This window comes from Chelatococcus composti, assembly GCF_014201415.1.
GTDB classification, from domain to species: Bacteria; Pseudomonadota; Alphaproteobacteria; order Rhizobiales; family Beijerinckiaceae; genus Chelatococcus_A; species Chelatococcus_A composti.
Genome location: NZ_JACHEH010000006.1, coordinates 51,899 through 73,697 on the forward strand (window position 1 = coordinate 51,899; position 21,799 = coordinate 73,697).

Here is a 21,799-nt window from a genome sequence, read left to right on the forward strand (position 1 = left end):
GGCCTTCTTCGACAACGGATGGACAAGCCTTGCCGTTCCCGTCCGCTTCCCTCGCCGAACGGCTGATGCCGGCGCTTTTCGTCATCATCTGGGCGACAGGCTTCGTTGTGGCACGACTCGTCGCACCGCACGCCGAGCCGTTCACCTTCCTCTTCATCCGTTACTGCCTCACCATAGCGTTGCTTGGCAGCCTCTGCCTCGCGGCCGGTGCGCCCTGGCCGCAGACGCGGCGCGCCTGGGGCGAGGGGCTGGTGGCCGGCGTGCTGCTGCACGGCGTCTATCTCGGCGGGGTGTTCTGGTCCGTCCGCCAGGGCCTGCCGGCGGGCATCGCGGCACTCATCGCCGGCATGCAGCCGCTGCTCACTGCCGCGCTCGCCGCGCCGCTCATCGGCGAAAGGGTGAGCCCCCGGCGCTGGCTCGGCATCGTCACTGGCTTTGCCGGCGCGCTTCTTGTACTCGTGCCCAAGCTCGGCGGCGTGGGCGGCCTCTCGCCCGCCGCGGTGCTGGCCTGTACGCTCGGCATGGTGTCCATCACGATGGGCACGTTCTGGCAGAAACGGACGGGCTCCGCCGTCGACCTGCGCACCAACGCCGTCGTGCAGTTCATCGGGGCGGCGCTCGTAACCCTTCCGGCCATGCTCCTCGGTGGCGAGGTGCGCTTCGATCCCGTGCCGGCGGCCCTCGCCGGCCTCGCATGGGCCGTCGTCGTGCTTTCGATCGGCGGCATCCTCCTCCTGATGCATCTCATCCGCCGGGGCGCGGTGGCGGGCGTCGCCTCCCTGCTCTACCTGGTGCCGCCGGTCTCGGCCGTCATGGCCTTCCTCCTCTTTGGAGAGAGCCTGGCGCCGGTGCAGATGCTGGGCATGGCTATAGCCGCCGCAGGCGTCGCCATCGCAAGCCGCGCCTAGACCCGGGGCCCGGGCTCGACGTTTCGCCTCGTGGCCTCCGGGGCGCGATCGTGCGCTGCATATAGAGCGCGTCGGCCCCGTAGCTCGCCAGCTTCTCGGCAAGGCCAGGCAAATCGACCGCGGCGAAGCCGTGACGCCGCCAGAAAGGAGCGGAATTGTTGACAGCAACGAGCGAGAGGTTGTCGGTGCCGGCGATCTCGGCCTGCCGCACGAGATAGGGAAGCACCGCCGAGGCTGCGCCAGCACCGCGACTGGGCGGCAGCAGGGCAATGTCGTGCAGATAATAGGTGGTTGCTGCCGGGGGCAGGCTGCCGAGCAGACTGTCGAGCGGCGGCGGTGCGCCGACATGCCAGGGATGGCTCAGAAGGTAGCCCATCGCCTTGCCGTCCCGCTCGAGGAGGAGGCAGCCGGCCGGGAAGAGCGCGAGACGCTCGGTGAAAACCTCCGGCCGCTCGGGGAAGTCGGGATGCACGGCCTGCGCAATGGTGTCGACATCCGGCAGGTCGGTCACCGTCATGGGCCGCCACCCGGCACGGGCGGCGTCGCTGCCCTCGATCATCGCGGTCTACGCCTCGCGCTGCTCCGGCCGGGCGGCCACGAGCATGTAGTTGACGTCGAGATCGTGCGAGGGCCGCCAGCTGTCGGCGAGCGGGTTGTAGACGACGCCCGTGCGGTCCAGCACCGAGAGGCCGTTGTCCTCGATGGCGTCGGTCAGCTCGTCCGGCGTGACGAACTTCTCCCACGAATGGGTGCCGCGCGGCAGCCAGCGCAACACGTACTCGGCTCCCACGATGGCGAGTGCGTAGGACTTCAGCGTACGATTGATGGTGGCCATGAAGAGCAGGCCGCCAGGCTTCACCACGGCGCAGCAGGCCGCGACGAAGGCTCCGACGTCGGCGACATGCTCCACCACCTCCATGGCGCAGACGATGTCGAAGCGCTCGCCGCGGGCGGCGAGGGCCTCGACCGTCTCGTCGCGGTAGGTGATGGCAAGGCCGCCCCGCTCGGCGTGCAGGCGCGCCACCTCGACATTGGTGGCGGCGGGATCGAGCCCCGTGACCTCGGCCCCGAGGCGCGCCAGCGGCTCGCAGAGCAGGCCGCCGCCGCAACCGATGTCCACCACCGAGAGGCCGTGCAGGCAGGTGAGGCCGGACGGATCGCGGCCAAAATGCCGCGCCGCCTCGTCGCGGATGTAGCCGACGCGGACCGGATTGAACTTGTGCAGCACGCGCATCGATCCGCGAGGATCCCACCACGTGTCCGCGAGCGCGGCAAAACGTGCCACCTCCCGCTCGTCCACTGTCCGGCGCTGGCCTGCGCTGTGCCGCGGCTCGCTTGTCGTCCCAGCCATGTCCTTCACCCTTGTGCGGGTTCTGCCCCCTGCCGTTGACACGGAGGGGGGCTCCCGTCATCTATACGCGCCTTTTGCGTGCTTGGCGTCCGGCTTCTGGTCGCTGTAGCACCTCCCGTCGTCCTGTAAATGGTGTCAGTTTTGCCATGGCCCGTCTGGTGATGAAGTTCGGCGGCACGTCCGTCGCCAATATTGAACGCATCCGCAACGTGGCCAGGCACGTCAAACGCGAGGTGGACGCCGGCCATCAGGTGGCGGTCGTCGTCTCGGCCATGGCTGGCAAGACGAACGAGCTGGTCGGCTGGTGCCGCGAGGCCGCGGCCCTGCACGATGCGCGCGAATATGACGCGGTCGTCGCCTCCGGTGAACAGGTGACGGCGGGGCTTCTCGCCATTGTTCTGCAGGACATGGGCATCTGGGCCCGTTCCTGGCAGGGCTGGCAGATCCCTATCCTGACCGACGGCGCCCACGGCGCTGCGCGAATCATCGGTGTCGACGGCTCGCGCATCATCCAGCACTTCGAGGAGCGCAACGAGGTTGCCGTGGTCACCGGCTTCCAGGGCATCCATCAGCCGACGAACCGCATCACGACGCTCGGCCGTGGCGGCTCGGACACGAGCGCGGTGGCGCTCGCCGCCGCCATCCACGCCGACCGTTGCGATATCTACACCGACGTCGACGGCGTCTACACGACCGACCCGCGCATCGTGCCCCAGGCCCGGCGCCTCGACCGCGTCTCCTTCGAGGAAATGCTGGAGATGGCCTCGCTCGGCGCCAAGGTGCTGCAGGTGCGCTCGGTCGAGCTCGCCATGACACACAACGTGAAGACTTTCGTGCGTTCCAGCTTCGACGATCCCGCCGATCCCAAGCCGGGCACGTTGATCTGTGACGAGGAGGATATCGTGGAACAGCAGATCGTCACCGGGATCGCCTTTTCCAAGGACGAGGCCCAGATCACGCTCCGGCGCGTCGCCGACAAGCCCGGCGTGGCCGCTGCGATCTTCGTGCCGCTGGCGGAAGCCAACATCAACGTCGACATGATCATCCAGGTCGTCTCCGATGACACGACGACGACCGACATCACCTTCACCGTGCCGGCCGCCGACTACGAGCGCGCCAGGACCATCCTCGAGAAGGCGCGCGAGGAGATCGGCTTCGCCACGCTGCAGGGCGCAACCGACGTGGTAAAGGTCTCCGCCATCGGCGTCGGCATGCGCAGTCACGCAGGCGTCGCCGCGAGGGCGTTCAAGGCGCTGGCTGAGAAGGGCATCAACATCCGTGCCATCACCACCTCGGAGATCAAGTTCTCGGTGCTGATCGACGCGGCCTACACCGAGCTTGCCGTGCGCACGCTGCATTCGCTCTACGGCCTCGACAAGGCGTAAGTGGAAGAAGCCCGGCAGCCGGGCTGCCGGGTTCGCAGGCGCTGGGCTGTGGCGGCGCGGGATACCTCGCATCGCCGCAGGTCGCTGATCAGCATGACAGCCCCGTGTACCAGCGCCGATCGCGCATTGTGTCGAGGTTTCGGAAGAACTCGCTTGTCCCGGGCCAACAGTTCCGCCTCCGTCGGTCTTCTCGGGCCCTTCGTCAGACCGTACGCCATATCCAGGTCATAGGCGCCCAGCCCCTTGGGGCCGGTGTGGCGCTTGTTTTCCGGATCCGTCACGACTCTGTACTTGTTGCCGCGATGCGGCACCGCTTTCTTGCGGAAGGTTTCCTCTTTATCGGCCGCGCCGCTTCGCATCTACCAAGAAGTATAATTTGCTGATACAACAGAGTTATATCGACCATCCTAATTTCCTCTACTACACGAAGTGCCGAAATACAACTGACATATTTTTCTGATATTCACCGACATTGGTAGAATTCATAATTCGGAACCCGGCCGGTGTGAAGTCGCCATGCAGACGCCACGAGCCGAATGCCCGACATTGCTGCCCGGCGCAGTTTTCGGGTGGGTCAAACCGCCCGCCGTAGTAATGTGCGCGGCCGCTGCACGCAGCGGTCCGCGGAGCACGAGGCATGACAACCCCACGCAGCCAGTCCATGGGATCCGCCGAATGGGCGATGCTCATCGCCCTCTCCATCCTGTGGGGCGGCTCGTTCCTCTTCATCGGCATTGCCGTCAAGGCGGTGCCGCCGCTCACCATCGTCCTCGCCCGGGTGGGCATCGCGGCCCTTGCGCTCAACCTCGTCCTGCGCCTGTCGGGCCAACGCCTGCCGCTCGACGGCCGCGTCTGGGCGGCCTTCGCCGTTATGGGCTTTCTCAACAACCTCATCCCATTCAGCCTCATCGTCTGGGGACAGGCGCGCATACCGAGCGGCGTCGCCTCCGTGCTCAACGCCATGACGCCGGTCTTCACCGTCATCGTCGCCCACTTCTTGACCAGCGACGAGAAGCTGACGGGCAACCGGCTGGCCGGCGTCGCGCTCGGCCTTGCAGGCGTTGCCGTGATGATCGGGCCGGCCGCGCTGGCCGGGGCGGGCGCCGACGTGATCGGCGCCTTCGCCGTCCTGCTCGCGGCCCTGTCCTATGCCTTCTCCGGCATCTACGGCCGCCGCTTCCGCGGCTTCCGGCTGAGTCCGCTCGTCGTCGCCACTGGCCAGCTCACGGCGACGACGATGATGATGGCCCCGCTCGCCCTGGTGGTGGAGCAGCCGTGGACGCTGACGGCCCCGGGCCCCGGGCCCGTGGCAGCCATCGTCGCGCTGGCACTCGCCTCCACCGCCCTCGCCTACATCCTCTTCTTCCGCATCCTTACTGCGGCCGGAGCGGTCAACCTGTCGCTGGTGACGCTGCTCATCCCGGTGAGTGCCGTCCTTTTCGGTGCCGCCTTCCTGGGCGAGACTATCGCGATGCGGCAGCTTGCCGGAATGGGGCTCATCGGCCTCGGCCTGCTGGCCATCGACGGGCGTCTCTTTGCCGCCATGAGGCGGTCCCCCGCGTGAAAGGGCGGGAAGGAAATCCGCACCCATATACGAACGGCGGCTTGCGGGTGCGGCAAGACCTTGGTTATACGGCTAGTCGAAGCTGTCGCCGGAGTCGAGCATCGGCACCGGCCGACGAAATTGGAACGGGCCGTGTCCGCGGCCCGATGACGGGAACCGGCTGATGCGAGGCGCTCTCGGTGGCCCGCGCGTTCTCCTGCGCCGCCTCCGCGAGGTCATGGCGGAGCCGGTCCACGCGCAGGAGAAGCTCGACAGGATCGTCACCCAGATCGCTGCCAACATGGTGGCGGAGGTGTGCTCGGTCTACGTCATGCGCGCCGACGGCGTGCTGGAGCTGTACGCGACCGAGGGCCTGAATCGCGAGGCAGTGCACCTGACGGCCATGCGCGCTGACGAGGGCCTTGTCGGCCTCATTGCCCGCGAGGCCGAGCCGCTGGCCCTCTCCGACGCCCAGTCGCACCCCGCCTTCAGCTACCGCCCGGAGACAGGCGAAGAGATCTACCACGCCTTCCTCGGCGTGCCGATCCTGCGGGCGGGCAACACGCTCGGCGTGCTCGTGGTGCAGAACCGGGCCCACCGTGTCTACAGCGAGGAAGAGATCGAGGCGCTGCAGACGACGGCGATGGTGCTTGCCGAGCTGATCGCCTCGGGCGAGCTGCAGGCCATCGCGCCGCCCGGCGCGGACATCGCCATCCGCCGGCCGCTGCATCAGCGCGGCGTGAGCCTCGCCGACGGTGTCGGTCTCGGCCACGTGGTGCTGCACGAGCCGCGCGTCGTGGTGAAGAACCTCATCGCCGAGGACGTGCAGCGGGAGGTGCAGCGCCTCGAGGATGCCATTGCCGCCATGCGCGCGGCCATCGACAAGCTCATCGAGCGCGGCGACGTCGCGCACCACGGCGAGCATCGCGACGTGCTCGAGACGGTGCGCATGTTCGCCAACGACCAGGGCTGGCTGCGCCGCATCCGTGAGGCGGTGCTGACCGGCCTCACGGCCGAGGCAGCCGTTGAGCGCGTGCAGTCGGACACGCGCGCCCGCCTCCTGCGCCAGACCGACCCCTATCTGCGCGAGCGCCTGCACGATCTCGACGATCTCGCCAACCGGCTGCTGCACACACTGGCCGGCACCGAGCTGGCGACGAGGCGAGAGGATCTGCCGGAAAACGCCATCCTCGTTGCCCGCTCCATGGGGCCGGCGGCGCTCCTCGACTACGACAGGTCACGCCTCAGAGGCGTCATCCTGGAGGAAGGCGGGCCGACAAGCCACATCGCCATCGTCGCCAGGGCGCTCGGCATCCCTGCCGTCGGCGAGGTCGAGAACATTACGAGCCTCGTCGAGCAGGGTGACCCCATCATCGTCGACGGCGGCGCAGGCGAGGTGCAGATCCGGCCGGCGCCGGACGTCGAGGCCGCCTATGCGGAGAAGGCGCGGCTGCGCGCCCGCCGGCAGGAACAGTACCGCCGCCTGCGGGATTTGCCGAGCCGCACGCGCGACGGCGTCACGATCGACCTGCACATCAACGCCGGCCTCCTCGTCGACATGTCGCACCTGGCGGAGACGAACGCGGCCGGCATCGGGCTGTTCCGCACCGAGATCCAGTTCATGGTGGCCCAGCGCCTGCCGACGACTGGCGAGCAGTACGCCCTCTATGCAAGCGTGCTCGAGGCGGCGCGGGGCCTGCCCGTCACCTTCCGCACGCTCGATATCGGCGGCGACAAGGTGCTGCCCTACATGGAAAAGGTGGAGGAGGAGAACCCGGCGCTCGGGTGGCGGGCCATCCGCATCGGCCTCGACAGGCCGGGCCTGCTGCGCTCGCAGGTGCGCGCGCTGCTGCGCGCCGGCGCGGGACACCACCTCAGGATCATGTTCCCGATGGTCGCGACCGTCGAGGAATTCGAAAGCGCCAAGGCCATCGTGGCGCGCGAGGAGGCGCATCTTGCCCGCCACGGCCACCCGCCGCCGGCCTCGCTGTCGCTCGGCGTCATGGTGGAGGTGCCCTCGCTTCTCTTCCACCTCGACGAGATCGCCAGGCGGGTCGACTTCATGTCGGTCGGCTCCAACGACCTGCTGCAGTTCCTCTTTGCCGCCGATCGCGAGAACCGCCAGGTTGCCGGACGGTTCGACCCGCTGAGCCGGCCCGCGCTGCGTGCGCTGAGGCTCATCGCCGAGCGCGCCGAAGCAGTGGGCTGCCCCGTCACCCTCTGCGGCGAGATCGGCGGACGGCCGCTGGAAGCCATGGCGCTCATCGGGCTCGGCTACCGGCGCCTGTCGATGTCGCCTTCCGCGCTGGGGCCCGTGAAGGCAATGGTGCTCAAGCTCGATGCCGGCGCCATCACGGCCGAGATGGAGCGTCTGCTCGCGCAGGACGGCGAACTGTCCGTGCGCAACGCGCTCCAGCGATTCGCCGAGGCCAACGACATCCCGTTGTAGCGACGCTGTCGCTCATCCCGGTTCCATGGCGGCCGGCCGAGCGACGGCCGCCGCATCGCACTGCCGCATTCCAGAAGAGCCATGTCCGAGAACACCTTCACACCGCCGCGCGAGCGGCTCGACGCCATCAGGGCGCGGCGTGACATCGTCTCCGCGACGCTGGCGGCCGGCGCCGGGGCGGACGATTTCGTGGCCCTGTCGCGCGAGCTGTCGGAGCTCGATCCGGTCGTCGCGGCCATCGACGCCTTCGAGGGCGCGCAAAAGAACCTCGACGAGATCACGGCCCTCCTCGACGACCCCGCCACGGATGCCGAGATGCGCGCCCTTGCGGAGGAGGAGCTGCCCCAGGCCCGCAAGGCGGTGGACGAGGCGGCACATGCCCTCAAGCTGATGCTGCTGCCGAAGGACGAGGCCGACGAGAAAAGCGCCATCCTCGAGATCCGAGCCGGCACCGGCGGCGATGAGGCGGCCCTCTTCGCGGGTGATCTCTTCCGCATGTACAGTCGCTACGCCGACCTCAAGGGCTGGAGCGTCGAGATCCTGTCACAGAGCGAGGGCACCGTCGGCGGCTACAAGGAAATCATCGCCCAGGTGAAGGGCCGTGGCGTCTTCGCCCGGCTCAAGTTCGAATCCGGGGTGCACCGCGTGCAGCGTGTGCCGGAGACGGAGGCTTCGGGCCGTATCCACACCTCCGCCGCCACCGTCGCCGTGCTGCCGGAGGCGGGGGAGGTCGACTTCGCCCTCGACGAGAACGACCTCAGGATCGACACCATGCGTGCCGGAGGCGCCGGCGGCCAGCACGTCAACAAGACGGAATCGGCCGTGCGCATCACGCACCTGCCGACCGGCATCGTCGTCGTCGTACAGGACGAGCGCTCCCAGCACCGCAACCGCGCCAAGGCCATGGCGCTGCTGCGCTCCCGCCTCTACGATGCCGAGCGCCAACGCAAGGATGCCGAACGCGCGGCCGACAGGCGGGCGCAGGTCGGCTCCGGCGACCGCTCGGAGCGCATCCGCACCTACAACTTCCCCCAGGGGCGCGTCACCGACCACCGCATCGGCCTCACCCTCTACAAGCTCGACGAGGTGATGATGGGCACGGCCCTCGACGAGGTGATCGACGCCCTCGTCACCGAGCACCAGGCGGCGCAGCTCGCCGCGCAGGAGGGGTGATCCGACCGTCGTGCCCAGCGCTGCCCCGCCCCTGACGCCCTCGACGATACGCGCCGACGCCCTGCGGCAATTGCGCGCGGCCCTTGCCGCGGCCGGCATCGACAGCCCCGCGCTCGACGCGCGCCTGCTCCTGCTCGCGGCACTCGACATCAGCAGCGCCGAACTCGCCGGCCTGCCCGAGGCGCCGCTCGGCGAGGAGGGTGCGTCACGCCTTGCGGGCTTCGCGGCCCGGCGGCTCGCCCGCGAGCCGGTGGCGCGCATTCTCGGCGAGCGGGAGTTCTGGGGCCTTCCCTTCCGGCTGTCCCCCGCGACGCTTGAGCCGAGGCCGGACACCGAAACGCTCGTCGAGGCCGTGCTGAAGACGCTCCGGAGGCGCGGCCACGCCGACTGGCCGCTCACCATCGTCGACGTGGGCACCGGCACAGGCTGCATCCTCGCTGCGCTGCTGCACGAGCTGCCCCAGGCGACAGGCCTCGGCATAGACCGCGCCCCGGAAGCGGCGCGGACGGCCCGCGACAACGCCGGACGCCTCGGCCTTGCCGCGCGTGCGCATTTCATCGTCGGCGACTGGTCAACGGCCGTTGCCGGGCCGGTCGACGTGCTCGTCTCGAACCCGCCCTACATCGAAAGCGACCTTATCCGGACGCTCGCGCCGGAGGTGCGGCGATACGATCCGCTCCTTGCCCTCGACGGCGGCCCCGACGGGCTTGATGCCTATCGCGCCCTGGCTGCGGACGCGCGGCGCCTGCTCGCCCCCGGCGGCCTTGCGGCGCTCGAGGTGGGCGAAGGGCAGGCCGATGCCGTTGCGGGCCTCCTCGCCGGCCTCGGCCCAGTCTCCATCCATCCCGATCTTGCCGGCATCGACCGTGTCGTCCTCGTTGAGGCCCGCGGCTGAACCTGCGGCAACACACTCGCCGGCCGGACACAAAAAACGCTTGGCGCGCACGGTTAAAGCCGCTAGTGTCCCGGCAGGAATCGCGCTCCACGACAAATGATCTGGCTTCAAGCCCGGTCGAGGTTGCGACAGCAAGCCTCCGGGTCGGCGCGAACATCAAGTCTTCGGAGTGCCGGGATGCGTCTGCACCTGGCATGAAGCGTCGGACGGCGAGGCGACGCCGGGTCGGCGCGGCCGGGGAAGTATCCGGAGAGCTCGATCGCCCTCGGATCATTGCCGCTGTTACATGACGTTCTCGGCTGACAAGCCCTTTTCGGTTCGGCACGCGATCCGAACCAACCGGCTCGCTCAATGCCTCTCGGCGGTTTCCGTTCGGGATGGCTCGCGGCGCCGGAATGTCATGCGGTTCAGGAAGCCTCAAAGAGACACTAGATGAGACCAGGTCAGAACAGGCGTATGCGGGGACGCAACCGCAAGGGGCCCAACCCGCTGACGAGAAGCTACGAGTCCAACGGTCCGGATGTGAAGGTGCGAGGCACCGCCCAGCACATAGCTGAGAAATACACCCAGCTGGCGCGCGACGCCCAGGCTTCCGGCGATCCGGTCGCGGCCGAGAATTACTTCCAGCACGCGGAACATTATTTCCGCATCATCGCCGCGGCGCAGGCGCAGCTTCAACAGAACTATGGCGGTTTCCAGCGCTCCTTCGACGACGAACGCGACGACCTCGATCTCGACGAGACCAACGGTAACGGTTTCGGCTACGGCCAGCAGCCCGCCGTGCACGAGCTGGGCGCGCCCCAGCCGGACGTCCGCGGCGAGGCCTTCGCCGACGAGGAGGGCGAGAGCAGGGGCGAGCGGCCGCAGCGCCTCGAGCAGCGCGGCCAGCGCGGCGACCGCCAGATGCGTGCGGAGCGCAGCGAGCGTCATGAGCGCAACGAGCGCCAGGAGCGCCAGGAGCGCAGTGAGCGGCGCGAGCGCGGCCCGCGTCCGGCCTATGTGAACGGCAACGCCGGTGGCGAGGACCGCCGCGCCGGGAGCGAGGACAAGGCCGACCTGCCAGCCTTCCTGACCACGCCCGTGCGCACAACCGTCGCCGCGGCCGAGGCCGAAGAGGCGCCCGCCCCGGCCAGCGAACCGGCGGCCGCCGAGGACACCGCGCCCCGGCGTACGCGCCGGCGCAAGGCCGCTCCGGCGGAGGAGGCTGCCGGTGAGGGCGCCGAGGCGAGCGCGCCGGCGGATGAGAAGCCCGCGCACACCCGCCGGACCCGCGCCCGCAAGGCGGCGGACGACAAGCTGCCGGCTGGCGAATAAGCCGCGACATTGCAAGGACTTCAAGGAAGGCGGGCGCAGGCCCGCCTTTCGCGTTTCGGCGCCGCTGCGGCGGTCCTGAAAAAAGAGCTGCGGCCATCCGGACTCTGCCCCTTGATGTGGCCGACGCGCAACACCTACATGATTGATGCGGCTCAATGACCTGGGCCGCAGCCGTGCCAAGGATCGCCGCAACGGGGTCTGAGGCTGGCACTTCATTGAATGGGGGACGCCTTCCCGGGCATTATCTGGCGGGCGGCGTGGCCTCGAGGAGGTATTGATGAACGTCGACAAGTACACGGACCGCTCCAAGGGCTTCCTGCAGTCCGCGCAGTCCCTCGCCCTGCGCGAGGGCCACCAGCAGTTCTCACCCGAGCATCTCCTGAAAGTGCTGCTCGACGATCCCGAAGGGCTCGCGGCCGGTCTCATCGACCGCGCCGGCGGTCGTTCGCGCGAGGCGCGGCAGCTGGCGGAGCAGGCGCTCGCCAAGCTGCCGAAGGTGGAGGGCGGCTCCGGCCAGCTCTATCTGACGCCGGGCCTCGCCCGCGTATTCGACACGGCCGAGAAGGCGGCGGAGAAGGCCGGCGACAGCTTCGTTACGGCCGAGCGGCTGCTCCTCGCCCTTGCGATCGAGAAGGATACGGAGGCCGGCAAGGCGCTCGCCAAAGCGGGCGTGACGCCGCAGAGCCTCAACGCCGCCATCGAGGCCCTGCGCCAGGGCCGCAAGGCGGACACCGCCTCGGCCGAGGAAGGCTACGACGCCCTCAGGAAATATGCTCGCGACCTCACCCAGGCGGCGCGCGAGGGCAAGCTCGACCCGGTCATCGGTCGTGAGGAGGAGATCCGGCGCACCATCCAGGTTCTGTCGCGGCGCACCAAGAACAACCCCGTCCTCATTGGCGAACCCGGCGTCGGCAAGACGGCCATCGTCGAGGGCCTCGCGCTGCGCATCGTCGACGGCGACGTGCCCGAGAGCCTCAAGGACAAGCGTCTGCTCGCGCTCGACATGGGCGCGCTGATCGCCGGCGCGAAATATCGTGGCGAGTTCGAGGAGCGGCTGAAGGCCGTGCTGCAGGAGGTGCAGGCGGCCGAGGGCGGCATCGTGCTGTTCATCGACGAGATGCACACCCTTGTCGGTGCCGGCAAGGCGGACGGGGCGATGGACGCCTCGAACCTGCTGAAGCCTGCCCTCGCCCGCGGCGAGCTGCACTGCGTCGGCGCGACCACGCTCGACGAGTACCGCAAGCACGTGGAGAAGGACGCGGCGCTCGCCCGGCGCTTCCAGCCCGTCTTCGTCTCTGAGCCCACAGTCGAGGACACGGTCTCGATCCTGCGTGGTCTCAAGGAGAAATACGAACAGCACCACGGCGTGCGCATCCAGGACGCGGCGCTCGTTGCGGCTGCGACCCTCTCGAACCGCTACATCACCGACCGCTTCCTGCCCGACAAGGCCATTGACCTCGTCGACGAGGCGGCAGCGCGCCTGCGCATGCAGGTCGACTCCAAGCCCGAGGAGCTCGACCTGCTCGACCGCGAGATCGTGCGCCTCAAGATCGAGGCCGAGGCCCTGAAGAAGGAGAGCGACGCCGCCTCCAAGGACCGGCTCGTGCGGCTCGAGAAGGAGCTGGCGGAACTCGAGGAGCGCTCGGCGGCCCTCACCGCCGTCTGGCAGGCAGAGAAGGACAAGCTCGGCCGTGCCGCGGAACTCAAGAAGAAACTCGACGAGGCCCGCAACGAACTCGCCATCGCCCAGCGCAAGGGCGAATACCAGCGCGCTGGCGAGCTCGCCTACGGCATCATTCCGCAGCTCGAGCGGGAGCTGGCCGAGACCGAGGCCAAGGCCGACGGCAAAACCGACGGCGCCGGCGTGGTGCAGGAGGCAGTAACCCCCGACAACATCGCCCAGGTGGTGTCCCGCTGGACCGGCGTGCCCGTCGACAAGATGCTGGAGGGCGAGAAAGAGAAGCTCCTCAAGATGGAGGAGGAGCTGTCGCGCCGTGTTGTCGGCCAGACCGAGGCCGTGGAAGCGGTCTCGACGGCGGTTCGCCGTGCCCGCGCCGGCCTGCAGGATCCGAACCGGCCCATCGGCTCGTTCATGTTCCTCGGCCCCACCGGCGTCGGCAAGACGGAGCTGACCAAGGCGCTCGCCGCCTTCCTGTTCGACGACGAGACCGCGATGGTGCGCCTCGACATGTCGGAATACATGGAGAAGCACTCGGTCGCGCGGCTCATCGGCGCTCCGCCCGGCTATGTCGGCTACGAGGAGGGCGGTGCGCTGACCGAGGCGGTGCGCCGGCGGCCCTACCAGGTCGTGCTCTTCGACGAGATCGAGAAGGCGCATCCGGACGTGTTCAACGTGCTCCTGCAGGTGCTCGACGACGGGCGCCTGACGGACGGCCAGGGCCGCACGGTCGACTTCCGCAACACGCTCATCATCATGACCTCCAACCTCGGTGCCGAGTACCTCGTCTCCCAGAAGGCCGGCGAGGATACGGAAGCCGTGCGTGAGGAGGTGATGGGGGTGGTCAGGGCCCACTTCCGGCCGGAGTTCCTCAACCGCGTGGACGAGATCATCCTCTTCCACCGTCTGCGGCCGGAGCAGATGGGTGCCATCGTCGACATCCAGCTCGGACGCCTCGCCCGCCTGCTGGAGGACCGCAAGATCACGCTCGCCCTCGACGACGCAGCGCGCGAGTGGCTCGCGACCAAGGGCTACGACCCCGCCTATGGGGCGCGGCCCCTGAAGCGCGTGATCCAGAAGAACGTGCAGGATCCGCTGGCCGAGATGATCCTCGCCGGCAAGGTGAAGGACGGCGAGACCGTGCGGGTGACGGCGGGTCCCGACGGTCTCGTCATCGGCGACACGCCGGTGGTGCGCGAGCGCCGGCCGGCGGGTGTGCCCCTGAACTGATCAGGCGGAGCCGCGGCCTGTGCCGCGGCTCCCCGCCCCTTCACGCCGTACACGAGTACTCGAACAGGTGCGACGCCTCCGCCGGGGGCTGCCGCGGCTCGACGGCCGCCGCGTCGGGCGCCGGTGCCTCGATGGCGCGCGCAGGAGCGCCTCCCAACGCGGTTTCGAGCCGACGGGACACCGCATCCTTCGCATGCTTCGCCGCGATGGCGACCCCCTTCAGCGCCGCGGCATTGCCATAGATGCCGGACACCGGCACCCTCACGGCGAGGGCCACGCTCCTTCCCGCCAGGTCTCCCCCGTACCGGGAAGCGCCCCAACTCTCGACTCTCCCCTTCACACCGGCTCTTGTCACGCCCACAAGGCTCATGCCCCCGATGAGGAACCCGCCAAACGCGACGTTTTCGGCCAACCGGGGCAACGGCCCGCCTTCCCCCCTGCAGAACGCCTTGACGTCAGCGATCGCGGCGTTCGCTGTGTCCAAGGGCAGCCGAACAACCTTGCGCCCGACATTGAGCGCAACATCACGCGTGGACGATGCTTTCAGCTGATCATAAGCCGCCTCCCAGTCACGCCTGGCGAAAAGCCACAGGGGACCACGCCTGCCACCGCGGTACTCGACACAGTAGCGGAAGCATTCCCAGGCGGCGCCGCCCGACAGCCGCAGGACGCTGTTGAGAACCAGGTCGCATTTGGCGGCGAAGAGGGCAGACGTTAATGCCTCAACGGCAGCTGCTACGGGGATCAGCATCGCGTTGCGCACAGGTGACACCTGGTTTACCAAGAAGCGGCTCCAGAATGCCTCGCAGAGTCCCGGTTCCATGCGTTCCAGCGCCGCAGCCGCCGGTTCAACCAGCTTGTCCGCCTTCGGCGCCAGATAGTACCGGTCGCCTGCGTCCGGCGGCGTGAGGCCCGCGGCGAGCGCATAGCAGCCGACGACATCGGCCCCATGCTCGAAAGCCGCGGCCTGCGCCGCGACGCTGGCTGCTTCGCCCAGCGGATTGCCCCGCGTTTCCGACTGGGCGAAGAAGTGCGGCGTGAAGTCGCCCACGGCCCCGGCCGTCATGGAGGGCAGCGCATTGGCCGCACCACAGGCAAGAGCCGCCCAGAGGTCGCGGACCATGGCTTTCTCAACCAGGCCCCTGATATCCTCCAGCCGCTCGCCTTTCTCCACGAGGCGGCGGCCGACCTCGTCAAGATGAGGCAGAAGGGCAGCGCGAATCTCTTCAGCAAGCCCTGTCGGGATGAAGGAATTCAGCCACGAGGTGATCGCCATTTCCTCGGGGATGTCGACCGCGACACTCGCGGCGGCGGACGCTTCCCGCGTGGCGGCCGTACTGTCGACTGCGGGCGGATCGCCGATTTCGATGACCACCGAATGATCGGCACGGTATCGCACGCGCGCGCCCGGCAAATCGAGCGGAACTTCGACCAGCTCGGTCTCTGCAGCAGGGCGGGCCGATCCGGCTTGCACCGCATCCCGGAACCGGGCCGCCGCCGATGTATCGCACGCACCAGGGGAACAGAACAGATTATTAGTGTCGACTACACCTAAGCCCATCGCTTAAAGCCTTCGAAAATTGTTACGCAACATAACGCGCGTCTATAGATAACCAAAATTGATAGTGCAGTCATATATTACAATAAAACATGACAAATATGACTTGCCGACATTCGGCCTGTCCATCGGCGATGGCACGCCGCGCAGCTGTCGCTTTTACTTTCTGCGTGCCTGGCCGATATCAAGCAACACTGCTCATGGGTTCCCGGGGTCTTGCGCGGTCCCCCTCGCCCAAGGATCTGCTGGCCCTTCCTCATTTGTCGGCCAGCGGATGCAGGTCGCGCACCATGGCCTTCAGGCGCTCGTCCAGCACGTGGGTGTAGATCTGCGTCGTGGCAATGTCGGCGTGGCCGAGCAGCTCCTGCACGATGCGCAGGTCCGCCCCGTTCTGCAGGAGGTGGCTGGCGAAGGCGTGCCGCAGCACGTGCGGGCTGACGCGCGCGGGATCGAGCCCGGCGGCCATGGCGAGATCCTTCAGCTCGCGGGCGAAGGCCTGACGCGTCAGGTGGCCGCTCTCGCTGTCGGCCGGGAAGAGCCACTGCCATGGCCTGTCGGCGGATTCACCCGTGGCGGCGAGGTCGAGCCAGGTACGCATCGCCCGGCGGGCGGCTTCCGTCAGCGGCACGAGGCGCTCCTTGCCGCCCTTGCCCTTGACGAGCAGGAAGCGCTCCTTGGTGCGCGCGGCGGATGCCGGCAGCGAGACGAGCTCCGACACGCGCAGCCCCGTGGCGTAGATGAGCTCCAGAAGGCAGGCGAGGCGGGCGGCACGGCGGCGCTCGCGCAGGGGGCGCTTCTCGTCGTCGACGCCCTCGTGCGCCGTGGCGATGAGCCGGTCGACCTCGGCCACGGTGAGCACCTTCGGCAGGGGCCGGCCCTGCCTGGGCCCCTCGATGGCGCCGGTGGGGTCGTCGCCGCGGTAGCCCTCGGCGTAGAGGAACTTGTGTAGCTGCCGCACGGCCGAGAGGCGGCGCGCGGCGGAACTCGGCTTGAAGCCGCGCGCATGCACATCCTGCAGGTAGGCGCGCACCGTCGCCGCATCGGCCCCCGTCAGATCGGTGCCCGCAGCAGCGAGGAAGGCGGCATAGTCCGCAAGGTCACGCCCATATGCCGCGAGCGTGTTGGCGGAAGCGCCGCGCTCGGCCGCCAGCATGTCGAGATAGAGGGCGATCAGCCGGTCGTCGCGCATCGTCGCTGGCCGGAATCACTTGCCTAAGCGGGCGTTGGGGATGGTCACTGTGATGTCCCGCTCCTGCGGCTCGACGAAGGTGGCGAGCGCCCACATGCCTGCATAGACAGCGCCAACGATGACGCCGATGATGAAGAGGAAGCGGAACAGGGTGGGCACGTCCTGAAGCCTGCTGTCGCAATCGGTACCGCGGCCACCGTGGCGCGGCATTTCGGTCCGTGATAGTGAAGCATCAAAGAGTGAATACCAAGATGACGAGCTATCAGGACATGGCGACCGTGGACGGCGAGGCTCCACCGGCCGTCCTCGCTCCCGCCGCCTTGCGTGCCCGCCTCGGCAAGCGTTCGATCGTGCTCGTCGGCATGATGGGCGCGGGCAAGAGCACGGTCGGGCGTCGCCTCGCCGCCAGGCTCGGCCTGCCCTTCGTCGATGCCGACAACGAGATCGAGGCGGCGGCGGGGATGACCATCCCCGAGATTTTCGCCACCCACGGCGAGGCCGCCTTCCGCGACGGCGAGCGGCGGGTGATCGAGCGGCTTCTCGGTAACGGGCCGCAGGTGCTCGCCACCGGCGGCGGCGCCTACATGAACGCGGAAACCCGCGCGCGAATCGCCGAGGCGGGCATCTCGGTCTGGCTGAAGGCGGACCTCGACGTGCTGCTGAAACGCGTGCGCAAGCGCCCCAACCGGCCGCTGCTGCAGACACCGGATCCGGAAAAGACCCTGCGCGACCTCATCGCACTGCGCTACCCGGTCTATGCCGAGGCGGCGATCACCGTGATCTCGCGCGATGCCCCTCACGAGGCCGTGATGGAGGACATCATCCGGCACCTCTCGGCCTATCTCCAGACGCCTGCCGCCCATTCATAACGGTCCCTGACGTGACGACATCCGATCCTGCCTCCCGTCCCGCCCCCCCTGCACGCGTCGTCACCGTCTCGCTGGGCAGCCGGTCCTACGACATCCGCATCGGCCGCGGCGTCCTCGCGGAGGCGGGCGCTGCCGTGGCGGCGCTCAAGCCCTCGGCCTGTGCCATCGTCAGCGACGAGACGGTTGCCCCGCTGCACGCGGCGGCGCTCACCGCTTCGCTCGAGGCCGCCGGGCTGCGGACAGCCCTCGTCACCGTCCCGGCCGGCGAATCGTCCAAGAGCTACGCCCGTTTCGCCGAGGTGTGCGACGGCATCCTCGCCGCGCGCATCGAGCGGGGCGATGTCGTCGTGGCGCTCGGCGGCGGTGTCGTGGGCGACCTCGCGGGCTTCGCGGCCGCCGTGGTGCGGCGCGGCGTGCGCTTCGTGCAGGTGCCGACGACCCTGCTTGCCCAGGTCGATTCCTCCGTCGGCGGCAAGACCGGCATCAACTCGCCGCTGGGCAAGAACCTCGTCGGCGCCTTTCACCAGCCGAGCCTCGTCCTCGCCGACACGGCGCTGCTCGACACGCTGCCGGAGCGCGAGTTCCGGGCCGGCTATGCCGAAGTGGTGAAATACGGCCTCATCAACGACGCCGGCTTCTTCGACTGGTGCGAGGCCAACGGCGCACGCGTCTTTGCCCCCGGCGAGGAGCGCGACCATGCCGTGGCGGTGAGTTGCGCCGCCAAGGCAGCCATCGTCTCGCGCGACGAACGCGAGACGGGCGAGCGGGCGCTGCTCAACCTCGGCCATACCTTCGCCCATGCGCTGGAGCGTGCCTGCGGCTACGACGGCCGCCGCCTCGTGCACGGCGAGGCCGTGGCCATCGGCCTCGCCCTCGCCTTCCGCTTCTCACAGCGGCTCGGCCTGTGCTCCGGCCAGGATGCGGTACGCGTCGCCCGCCATCTCCAGGCGGTCGGGCTGCCGTCGCGGCTGCAGGACGTGCCTAGCGGCGTCGGCACGGCGGACAGCCTGCTCGACGCCATGGGGCAGGACAAGAAGGTGGAGCGCGGGGCGCTCACCTTCATTCTCGCGCGTGGCATCGGCCAGAGCTTCGTCGCCAAGGGCGTCGAGGCCAGCGCCGTGCGCGACTTTCTCACGGAGGAACTGACGCCGTCATGACGGCCGACCTTTGGCTCGCGCTCGGGACCGTTCTCATCTGCCTCATCCTCTCGGCCTTCTTCTCCGGCTCCGAGACCGCGCTGACCGCCGCCTCCCGCGCGCGCATGCACGCGCTGGAGAAGAGCGGCGATGCGAAAGCCGGCATCGTCAACCGCCTGCTCTCGATGCGGGAGCGGCTGATCGGCAGCATTCTCATCGGCAACAACGTCGTCAACATCCTCGCCTCGTCGCTGGCGACGAGCGTGCTGGTCGCCCTCTTCGGCAACGCGGGCGTCATCTACGCGACGGCGGCGATGACCGTGCTGGTGGTCGTCTTTTCCGAGGTGATGCCCAAGACCGTTGCCATCAACGCGCCGGACCGGATGGCGCTCCTCGTGGCGCGTCCGGTCGCCTTCGTGGTGGCGCTCATCGGCCCTCTCACGCTCGCCGTCGAGGCTATCGTGCGGCTGACGCTGCGGCCCTTCGGCATCCGCATCGGCGAGAACCAGACGATCCTCTCCGCCCGCGACGAGCTGCGCGGCACCGTCGACCTGCTGCACCGCGAGGGTGGCGTGGTGAAGGACGACCGCGACATGCTCGGCGGTCTCCTCGACCTGCAGGATCTCGAGGTTTCGGACGTGATGGTCCACCGCACCAAGATGCGGACCATCAACGCCGACCTGCCGACGCGGGAGATCGTCAACGAGGTGCTGTCCTCACCCTACACGCGCCTGCCGCTGTGGCGCGGCACGGGTGACAACATCATCGGCATCCTGCACGCCAAGGATCTGCTGCGGGCGCTCGCTGCCGCCGGCGGCGACACGGACAAGCTCGACATCGAGAAAATCGCCCTGCCGGCCTGGTTCGTGCCGGACACGACCGGGCTGGTCGACCAGCTGCGCGCCTTCCTGTCGCGGAAGACGCACTTCGCGCTCGTCGTCGACGAATACGGCGAGGTAATGGGCCTCATCACCCTCGAGGACATCATCGAGGAGATCGTCGGCGACATCAAGGATGAGCACGACATCATCGTGCAGGGCGTGCGGCCGTTGCCGGACGGCTCCATCAACGTCGACGGCTCGGTGCCGATCCGCGACCTCAATCGCGCCATGGACTGGGACCTGCCGGACGAGGAGGCGACGACCATCGCCGGCCTCGTCATCCACGAGGCGCAGACCATCCCGGAGCAGGGGCAGGCCTTCACCTTCCACAACTTCCGCTTCCAGGTGCTGCGCAAGACGCGCAACCGCATCACCCTCCTGCGGGTGACGCCGCTCACCCCGCGCCGCAAGGCGGCCGGAGAGTAGCCGGACGGGCCGCGGCCTCACGTCTCGGCGATTGCCTTCTCCGGTCCCGCCTCGGCATCGGCGAGGAACTGCGCCCGTGCGAGCGCGGCGAAGTGGCCGCCCTTGGCCACCAGCTCGGCAAAGGTGCCGCTCTCGATGATGCGCCCCTCGGAGAAGACGAGGATGCGGTCGGCGTTGCGGATGGTGGCGAGCCTGTGCGCGATGACAAAGGTGGTGCGCCCGGTCATGACAGCCTCCAGCGCCTTCTGCAGCCTGGCCTCGGTCGCCGCATCGAGCGCGCTCGTCGCCTCGTCGAGGATGAGGATCGGCGGGTCCTTGAGGAGCACGCGGGCGATGGCGAGGCGCTGGCGCTCGCCGCCGGAGAGCGTGCGCCCCCGCTCGCCGATCACCGTGGCAAGCCCGTCCGGCTGGCGGGCCAGGAACTCCCCCGCCTGCGCCTTCGCCAGCGCCTGCCGCATTTCCTCCTCACTCGCGTCCGGCTTGCCGACGGCGAGGTTGTCCGCGATGGAGCGGGCGAAGAGCATCGGCTCCTGAAAGACGACGCCGATGTTGCGGCGCAGGCTCTCGAGCGTCAGCGAGCGGATGTCGCGCCCGTCGATGGTGATGGTGCCCGACTGCGGATCGAAGGCGCGGTAGAGGAGGCCGAGCGTGGTCGACTTGCCCGAGCCCGTGGCGCCGACAAGCGCCACCGTCTCACCGGGCGCGACGGAGAAGGTCACGTCTGCGACGGCCGGCCGCTTGCCGTCGTAGGAAAAGCTGACGTTCTCGAAGGCGACGGCGCCCGCGAGTCTGCCCGCGGGCACCGCATCCGGCCGGTCAGCGACGGTGGGGGCGGTGTCGGCCACGGCGAAAAACTCGGCGATTTTCGGCGCCTGCATGAAGAGCACATTGACGAAGCCGACCGCCTGCTCCAGCCGTCCGATGAGCAGGGTGGCGAGGCTCATGAAGGTGACGATCTCGCCAATGCTGGCCTCGCCGCGCAGGTGCAGCCAGGTGCCGAGGAGGAAGACGGCGAGGATGGTCAGCGTGGCCGCGGCGCGCGTCGAGATGGCGGCGAGCGCCCACCAGGACAACACGGGCGTCTGCGCGGCGAGCAGCCGGTCCGTCGTCTCGCGCAGGGCGCGCGCCTCCGCCTCGATGCGCGTGAAGCTCTGGATGACGGGCACGTTGCCGAGCGCATCAGACGCCTGTTCGGCCAGCGCACTGTAATACCGCTCCACCGTGCCCTGCAGCGTCTGCGTGCGCCTCAGCACGAAGTTGATCAGCCCCGCGAAGACGCCGACGAGGACGAGCAGCAGGGCCCCGAGGCGCAGGTTGATGATGAGCGACAGCGGCAGCAGCACCACGAGCATGACGAAGGCGGCGCAGTGCTCGCGGAAAAAGGAGAGCCAGAGGCTGGCCATGCCGTTTGCACCTTCCAGCATCACCTTGAGAAGGCGGCCGGAATGCGTCTCGCCGTGGAAGGATAGCGGCAGGCCGAGCACGTGCTCGAAGAGCCGCGACATCACGGCGAGCCGCCGGCGGTGCGACAACCGGTCGGCATGCAGCGCAACCACCACGCCCATGGCGATGGAGAACAGGCCGAAGGCCACCCACAGCGCCGCGAAGGTGACGAGGCGGTGCGTGTCGAGCGGCGCTTCCGGCGCCTGGGCGCGCGCCAGCACGTCGATGAGCCTTCCGAAGAGGACGGGCTCGGCAAAAAGGGCTGCAGCGAGCGCCACATTGGCAAGCGCGAGCATGATCGCCAGGCGCGCCTCGTCCCTGAGCAGGCCGAGGACGCGGGCGTAGAGACGGATGATCGACATGGACGTCAG

17 protein-coding genes are annotated in these 21,799 nt (G+C 68.7%); 11 read left to right on the forward strand and 6 right to left on the reverse strand.

Annotated features, from left to right (window positions below; genetic code table 11):
- Positions 1–29 precede the first annotated feature (29 nt).
- The gene (locus HNQ73_RS13510) at positions 30–908 is read left to right on the forward strand and encodes a DMT family transporter (RefSeq protein ID WP_244650204.1); all 879 of its coding nucleotides are present in this window, start codon (positions 30–32) and stop codon (positions 906–908) included.
- Here HNQ73_RS13510 and HNQ73_RS13515 read toward each other — a convergent pair.
- Both HNQ73_RS13515 and ubiG read right to left on the reverse strand, forming a co-directional pair.
- Positions 868–1,467, reverse strand: coding sequence for a GNAT family N-acetyltransferase (locus HNQ73_RS13515; RefSeq protein WP_183335416.1), 600 nt, complete (start codon positions 1,465–1,467; stop codon positions 868–870). The two genes, HNQ73_RS13510 and HNQ73_RS13515, sit on opposite strands and share 41 nt — an antisense overlap.
- A 6-nt stretch (positions 1,468–1,473) precedes the next feature.
- On the reverse strand, positions 1,474–2,259 hold the full coding sequence (gene ubiG / locus HNQ73_RS13520) for a bifunctional 2-polyprenyl-6-hydroxyphenol methylase/3-demethylubiquinol 3-O-methyltransferase UbiG (RefSeq protein ID WP_183335417.1): 786 nt from the start codon (positions 2,257–2,259) through the stop codon (positions 1,474–1,476).
- Positions 2,260–2,405: 146 nt separating this feature from the next.
- Here ubiG and HNQ73_RS13525 point away from each other — a divergent pair, with 146 nt between their 5' ends.
- The 7 genes from HNQ73_RS13525 to clpB all read left to right on the forward strand — a co-directional run bounded on the left by HNQ73_RS13525 (position 2,406) and on the right by clpB (position 13,926).
- A complete protein-coding gene (locus HNQ73_RS13525; protein WP_183335418.1) occupies positions 2,406–3,644 on the forward strand; it encodes an aspartate kinase in 1,239 nt (412 codons plus the stop codon).
- 637 nt (positions 3,645–4,281) lie between these two features.
- Entirely contained in the window at positions 4,282–5,208 is a 927-nt protein-coding gene (locus HNQ73_RS13530) for a DMT family transporter (RefSeq protein WP_244650206.1), read from the forward strand.
- Between the two features lie 163 nt (positions 5,209–5,371).
- Positions 5,372–7,636 carry a phosphoenolpyruvate--protein phosphotransferase gene (gene ptsP / locus HNQ73_RS13535; protein WP_183335419.1) on the forward strand — a complete coding sequence of 755 codons (2,265 nt, stop codon included), beginning with the start codon at positions 5,372–5,374 and terminating at the stop codon, positions 7,634–7,636.
- 81 nt (positions 7,637–7,717) lie between these two features.
- Complete coding sequence (gene prfA / locus HNQ73_RS13540; protein WP_183335420.1) at positions 7,718–8,809, forward strand: peptide chain release factor 1; 1,092 nt, start codon at positions 7,718–7,720, stop codon at positions 8,807–8,809.
- A 10-nt stretch (positions 8,810–8,819) separates the two neighbouring features.
- The gene (prmC, locus tag HNQ73_RS13545; protein WP_183335421.1) at positions 8,820–9,704 is read left to right on the forward strand and encodes a peptide chain release factor N(5)-glutamine methyltransferase; all 885 of its coding nucleotides are present in this window, start codon (positions 8,820–8,822) and stop codon (positions 9,702–9,704) included.
- 432 nt (positions 9,705–10,136) lie between these two features.
- The gene (locus HNQ73_RS13550; RefSeq protein ID WP_183335422.1) at positions 10,137–11,018 is read left to right on the forward strand and encodes a DUF4167 domain-containing protein; all 882 of its coding nucleotides are present in this window, start codon (positions 10,137–10,139) and stop codon (positions 11,016–11,018) included.
- A 277-nt stretch (positions 11,019–11,295) separates the two neighbouring features.
- On the forward strand, positions 11,296–13,926 hold the full coding sequence (gene clpB, locus HNQ73_RS13555) for an ATP-dependent chaperone ClpB (RefSeq protein WP_183335423.1): 2,631 nt from the start codon (positions 11,296–11,298) through the stop codon (positions 13,924–13,926).
- A 40-nt stretch (positions 13,927–13,966) separates the two neighbouring features.
- On the opposite strand, the gene HNQ73_RS13560 is transcribed toward clpB, so the two are convergent.
- The 3 genes from HNQ73_RS13560 to HNQ73_RS13570 all read right to left on the reverse strand — a co-directional run bounded on the left by HNQ73_RS13560 (position 13,967) and on the right by HNQ73_RS13570 (position 16,832).
- On the reverse strand, positions 13,967–15,400 hold the full coding sequence (locus HNQ73_RS13560) for a hypothetical protein (protein WP_183335424.1): 1,434 nt from the start codon (positions 15,398–15,400) through the stop codon (positions 13,967–13,969).
- Positions 15,401–15,740: 340 nt separating this feature from the next.
- Positions 15,741–16,673, reverse strand: a complete 933-nt coding sequence (locus HNQ73_RS13565) for a site-specific tyrosine recombinase XerD (RefSeq protein ID WP_183335425.1) — start codon at positions 16,671–16,673, stop codon at positions 15,741–15,743.
- A 15-nt stretch (positions 16,674–16,688) separates the two neighbouring features.
- The gene (locus tag HNQ73_RS13570) at positions 16,689–16,832 is read right to left on the reverse strand and encodes a histidine kinase (RefSeq protein WP_183335426.1); all 144 of its coding nucleotides are present in this window, start codon (positions 16,830–16,832) and stop codon (positions 16,689–16,691) included.
- 92 nt (positions 16,833–16,924) lie between these two features.
- Between HNQ73_RS13570 and HNQ73_RS13575 the strand changes: the two genes are divergently transcribed.
- The 3 genes from HNQ73_RS13575 (at position 16,925) to HNQ73_RS13585 (ending at position 19,985) form a co-directional block, all read left to right on the forward strand.
- Positions 16,925–17,542, forward strand: coding sequence for a shikimate kinase (locus tag HNQ73_RS13575; protein WP_183335427.1), 618 nt, complete (start codon positions 16,925–16,927; stop codon positions 17,540–17,542).
- A gap of 71 nt (positions 17,543–17,613) precedes the next feature.
- A complete protein-coding gene (gene aroB, locus HNQ73_RS13580) occupies positions 17,614–18,699 on the forward strand; it encodes a 3-dehydroquinate synthase (protein ID WP_183335608.1) in 1,086 nt (361 codons plus the stop codon).
- Positions 18,696–19,985 carry an HlyC/CorC family transporter gene (locus HNQ73_RS13585; RefSeq protein ID WP_183335428.1) on the forward strand — a complete coding sequence of 430 codons (1,290 nt, stop codon included), beginning with the start codon at positions 18,696–18,698 and terminating at the stop codon, positions 19,983–19,985. The genes aroB and HNQ73_RS13585 overlap by 4 nt, the downstream gene beginning before the upstream one ends.
- 17 nt (positions 19,986–20,002) lie before the next feature.
- Here the strand turns inward: HNQ73_RS13585 and HNQ73_RS13590 are convergent, their stop codons facing one another.
- On the reverse strand, positions 20,003–21,790 hold the full coding sequence (locus HNQ73_RS13590) for a glucan ABC transporter ATP-binding protein/ permease (RefSeq protein ID WP_183335429.1): 1,788 nt from the start codon (positions 21,788–21,790) through the stop codon (positions 20,003–20,005).
- Positions 21,791–21,799 lie beyond the last annotated feature (9 nt).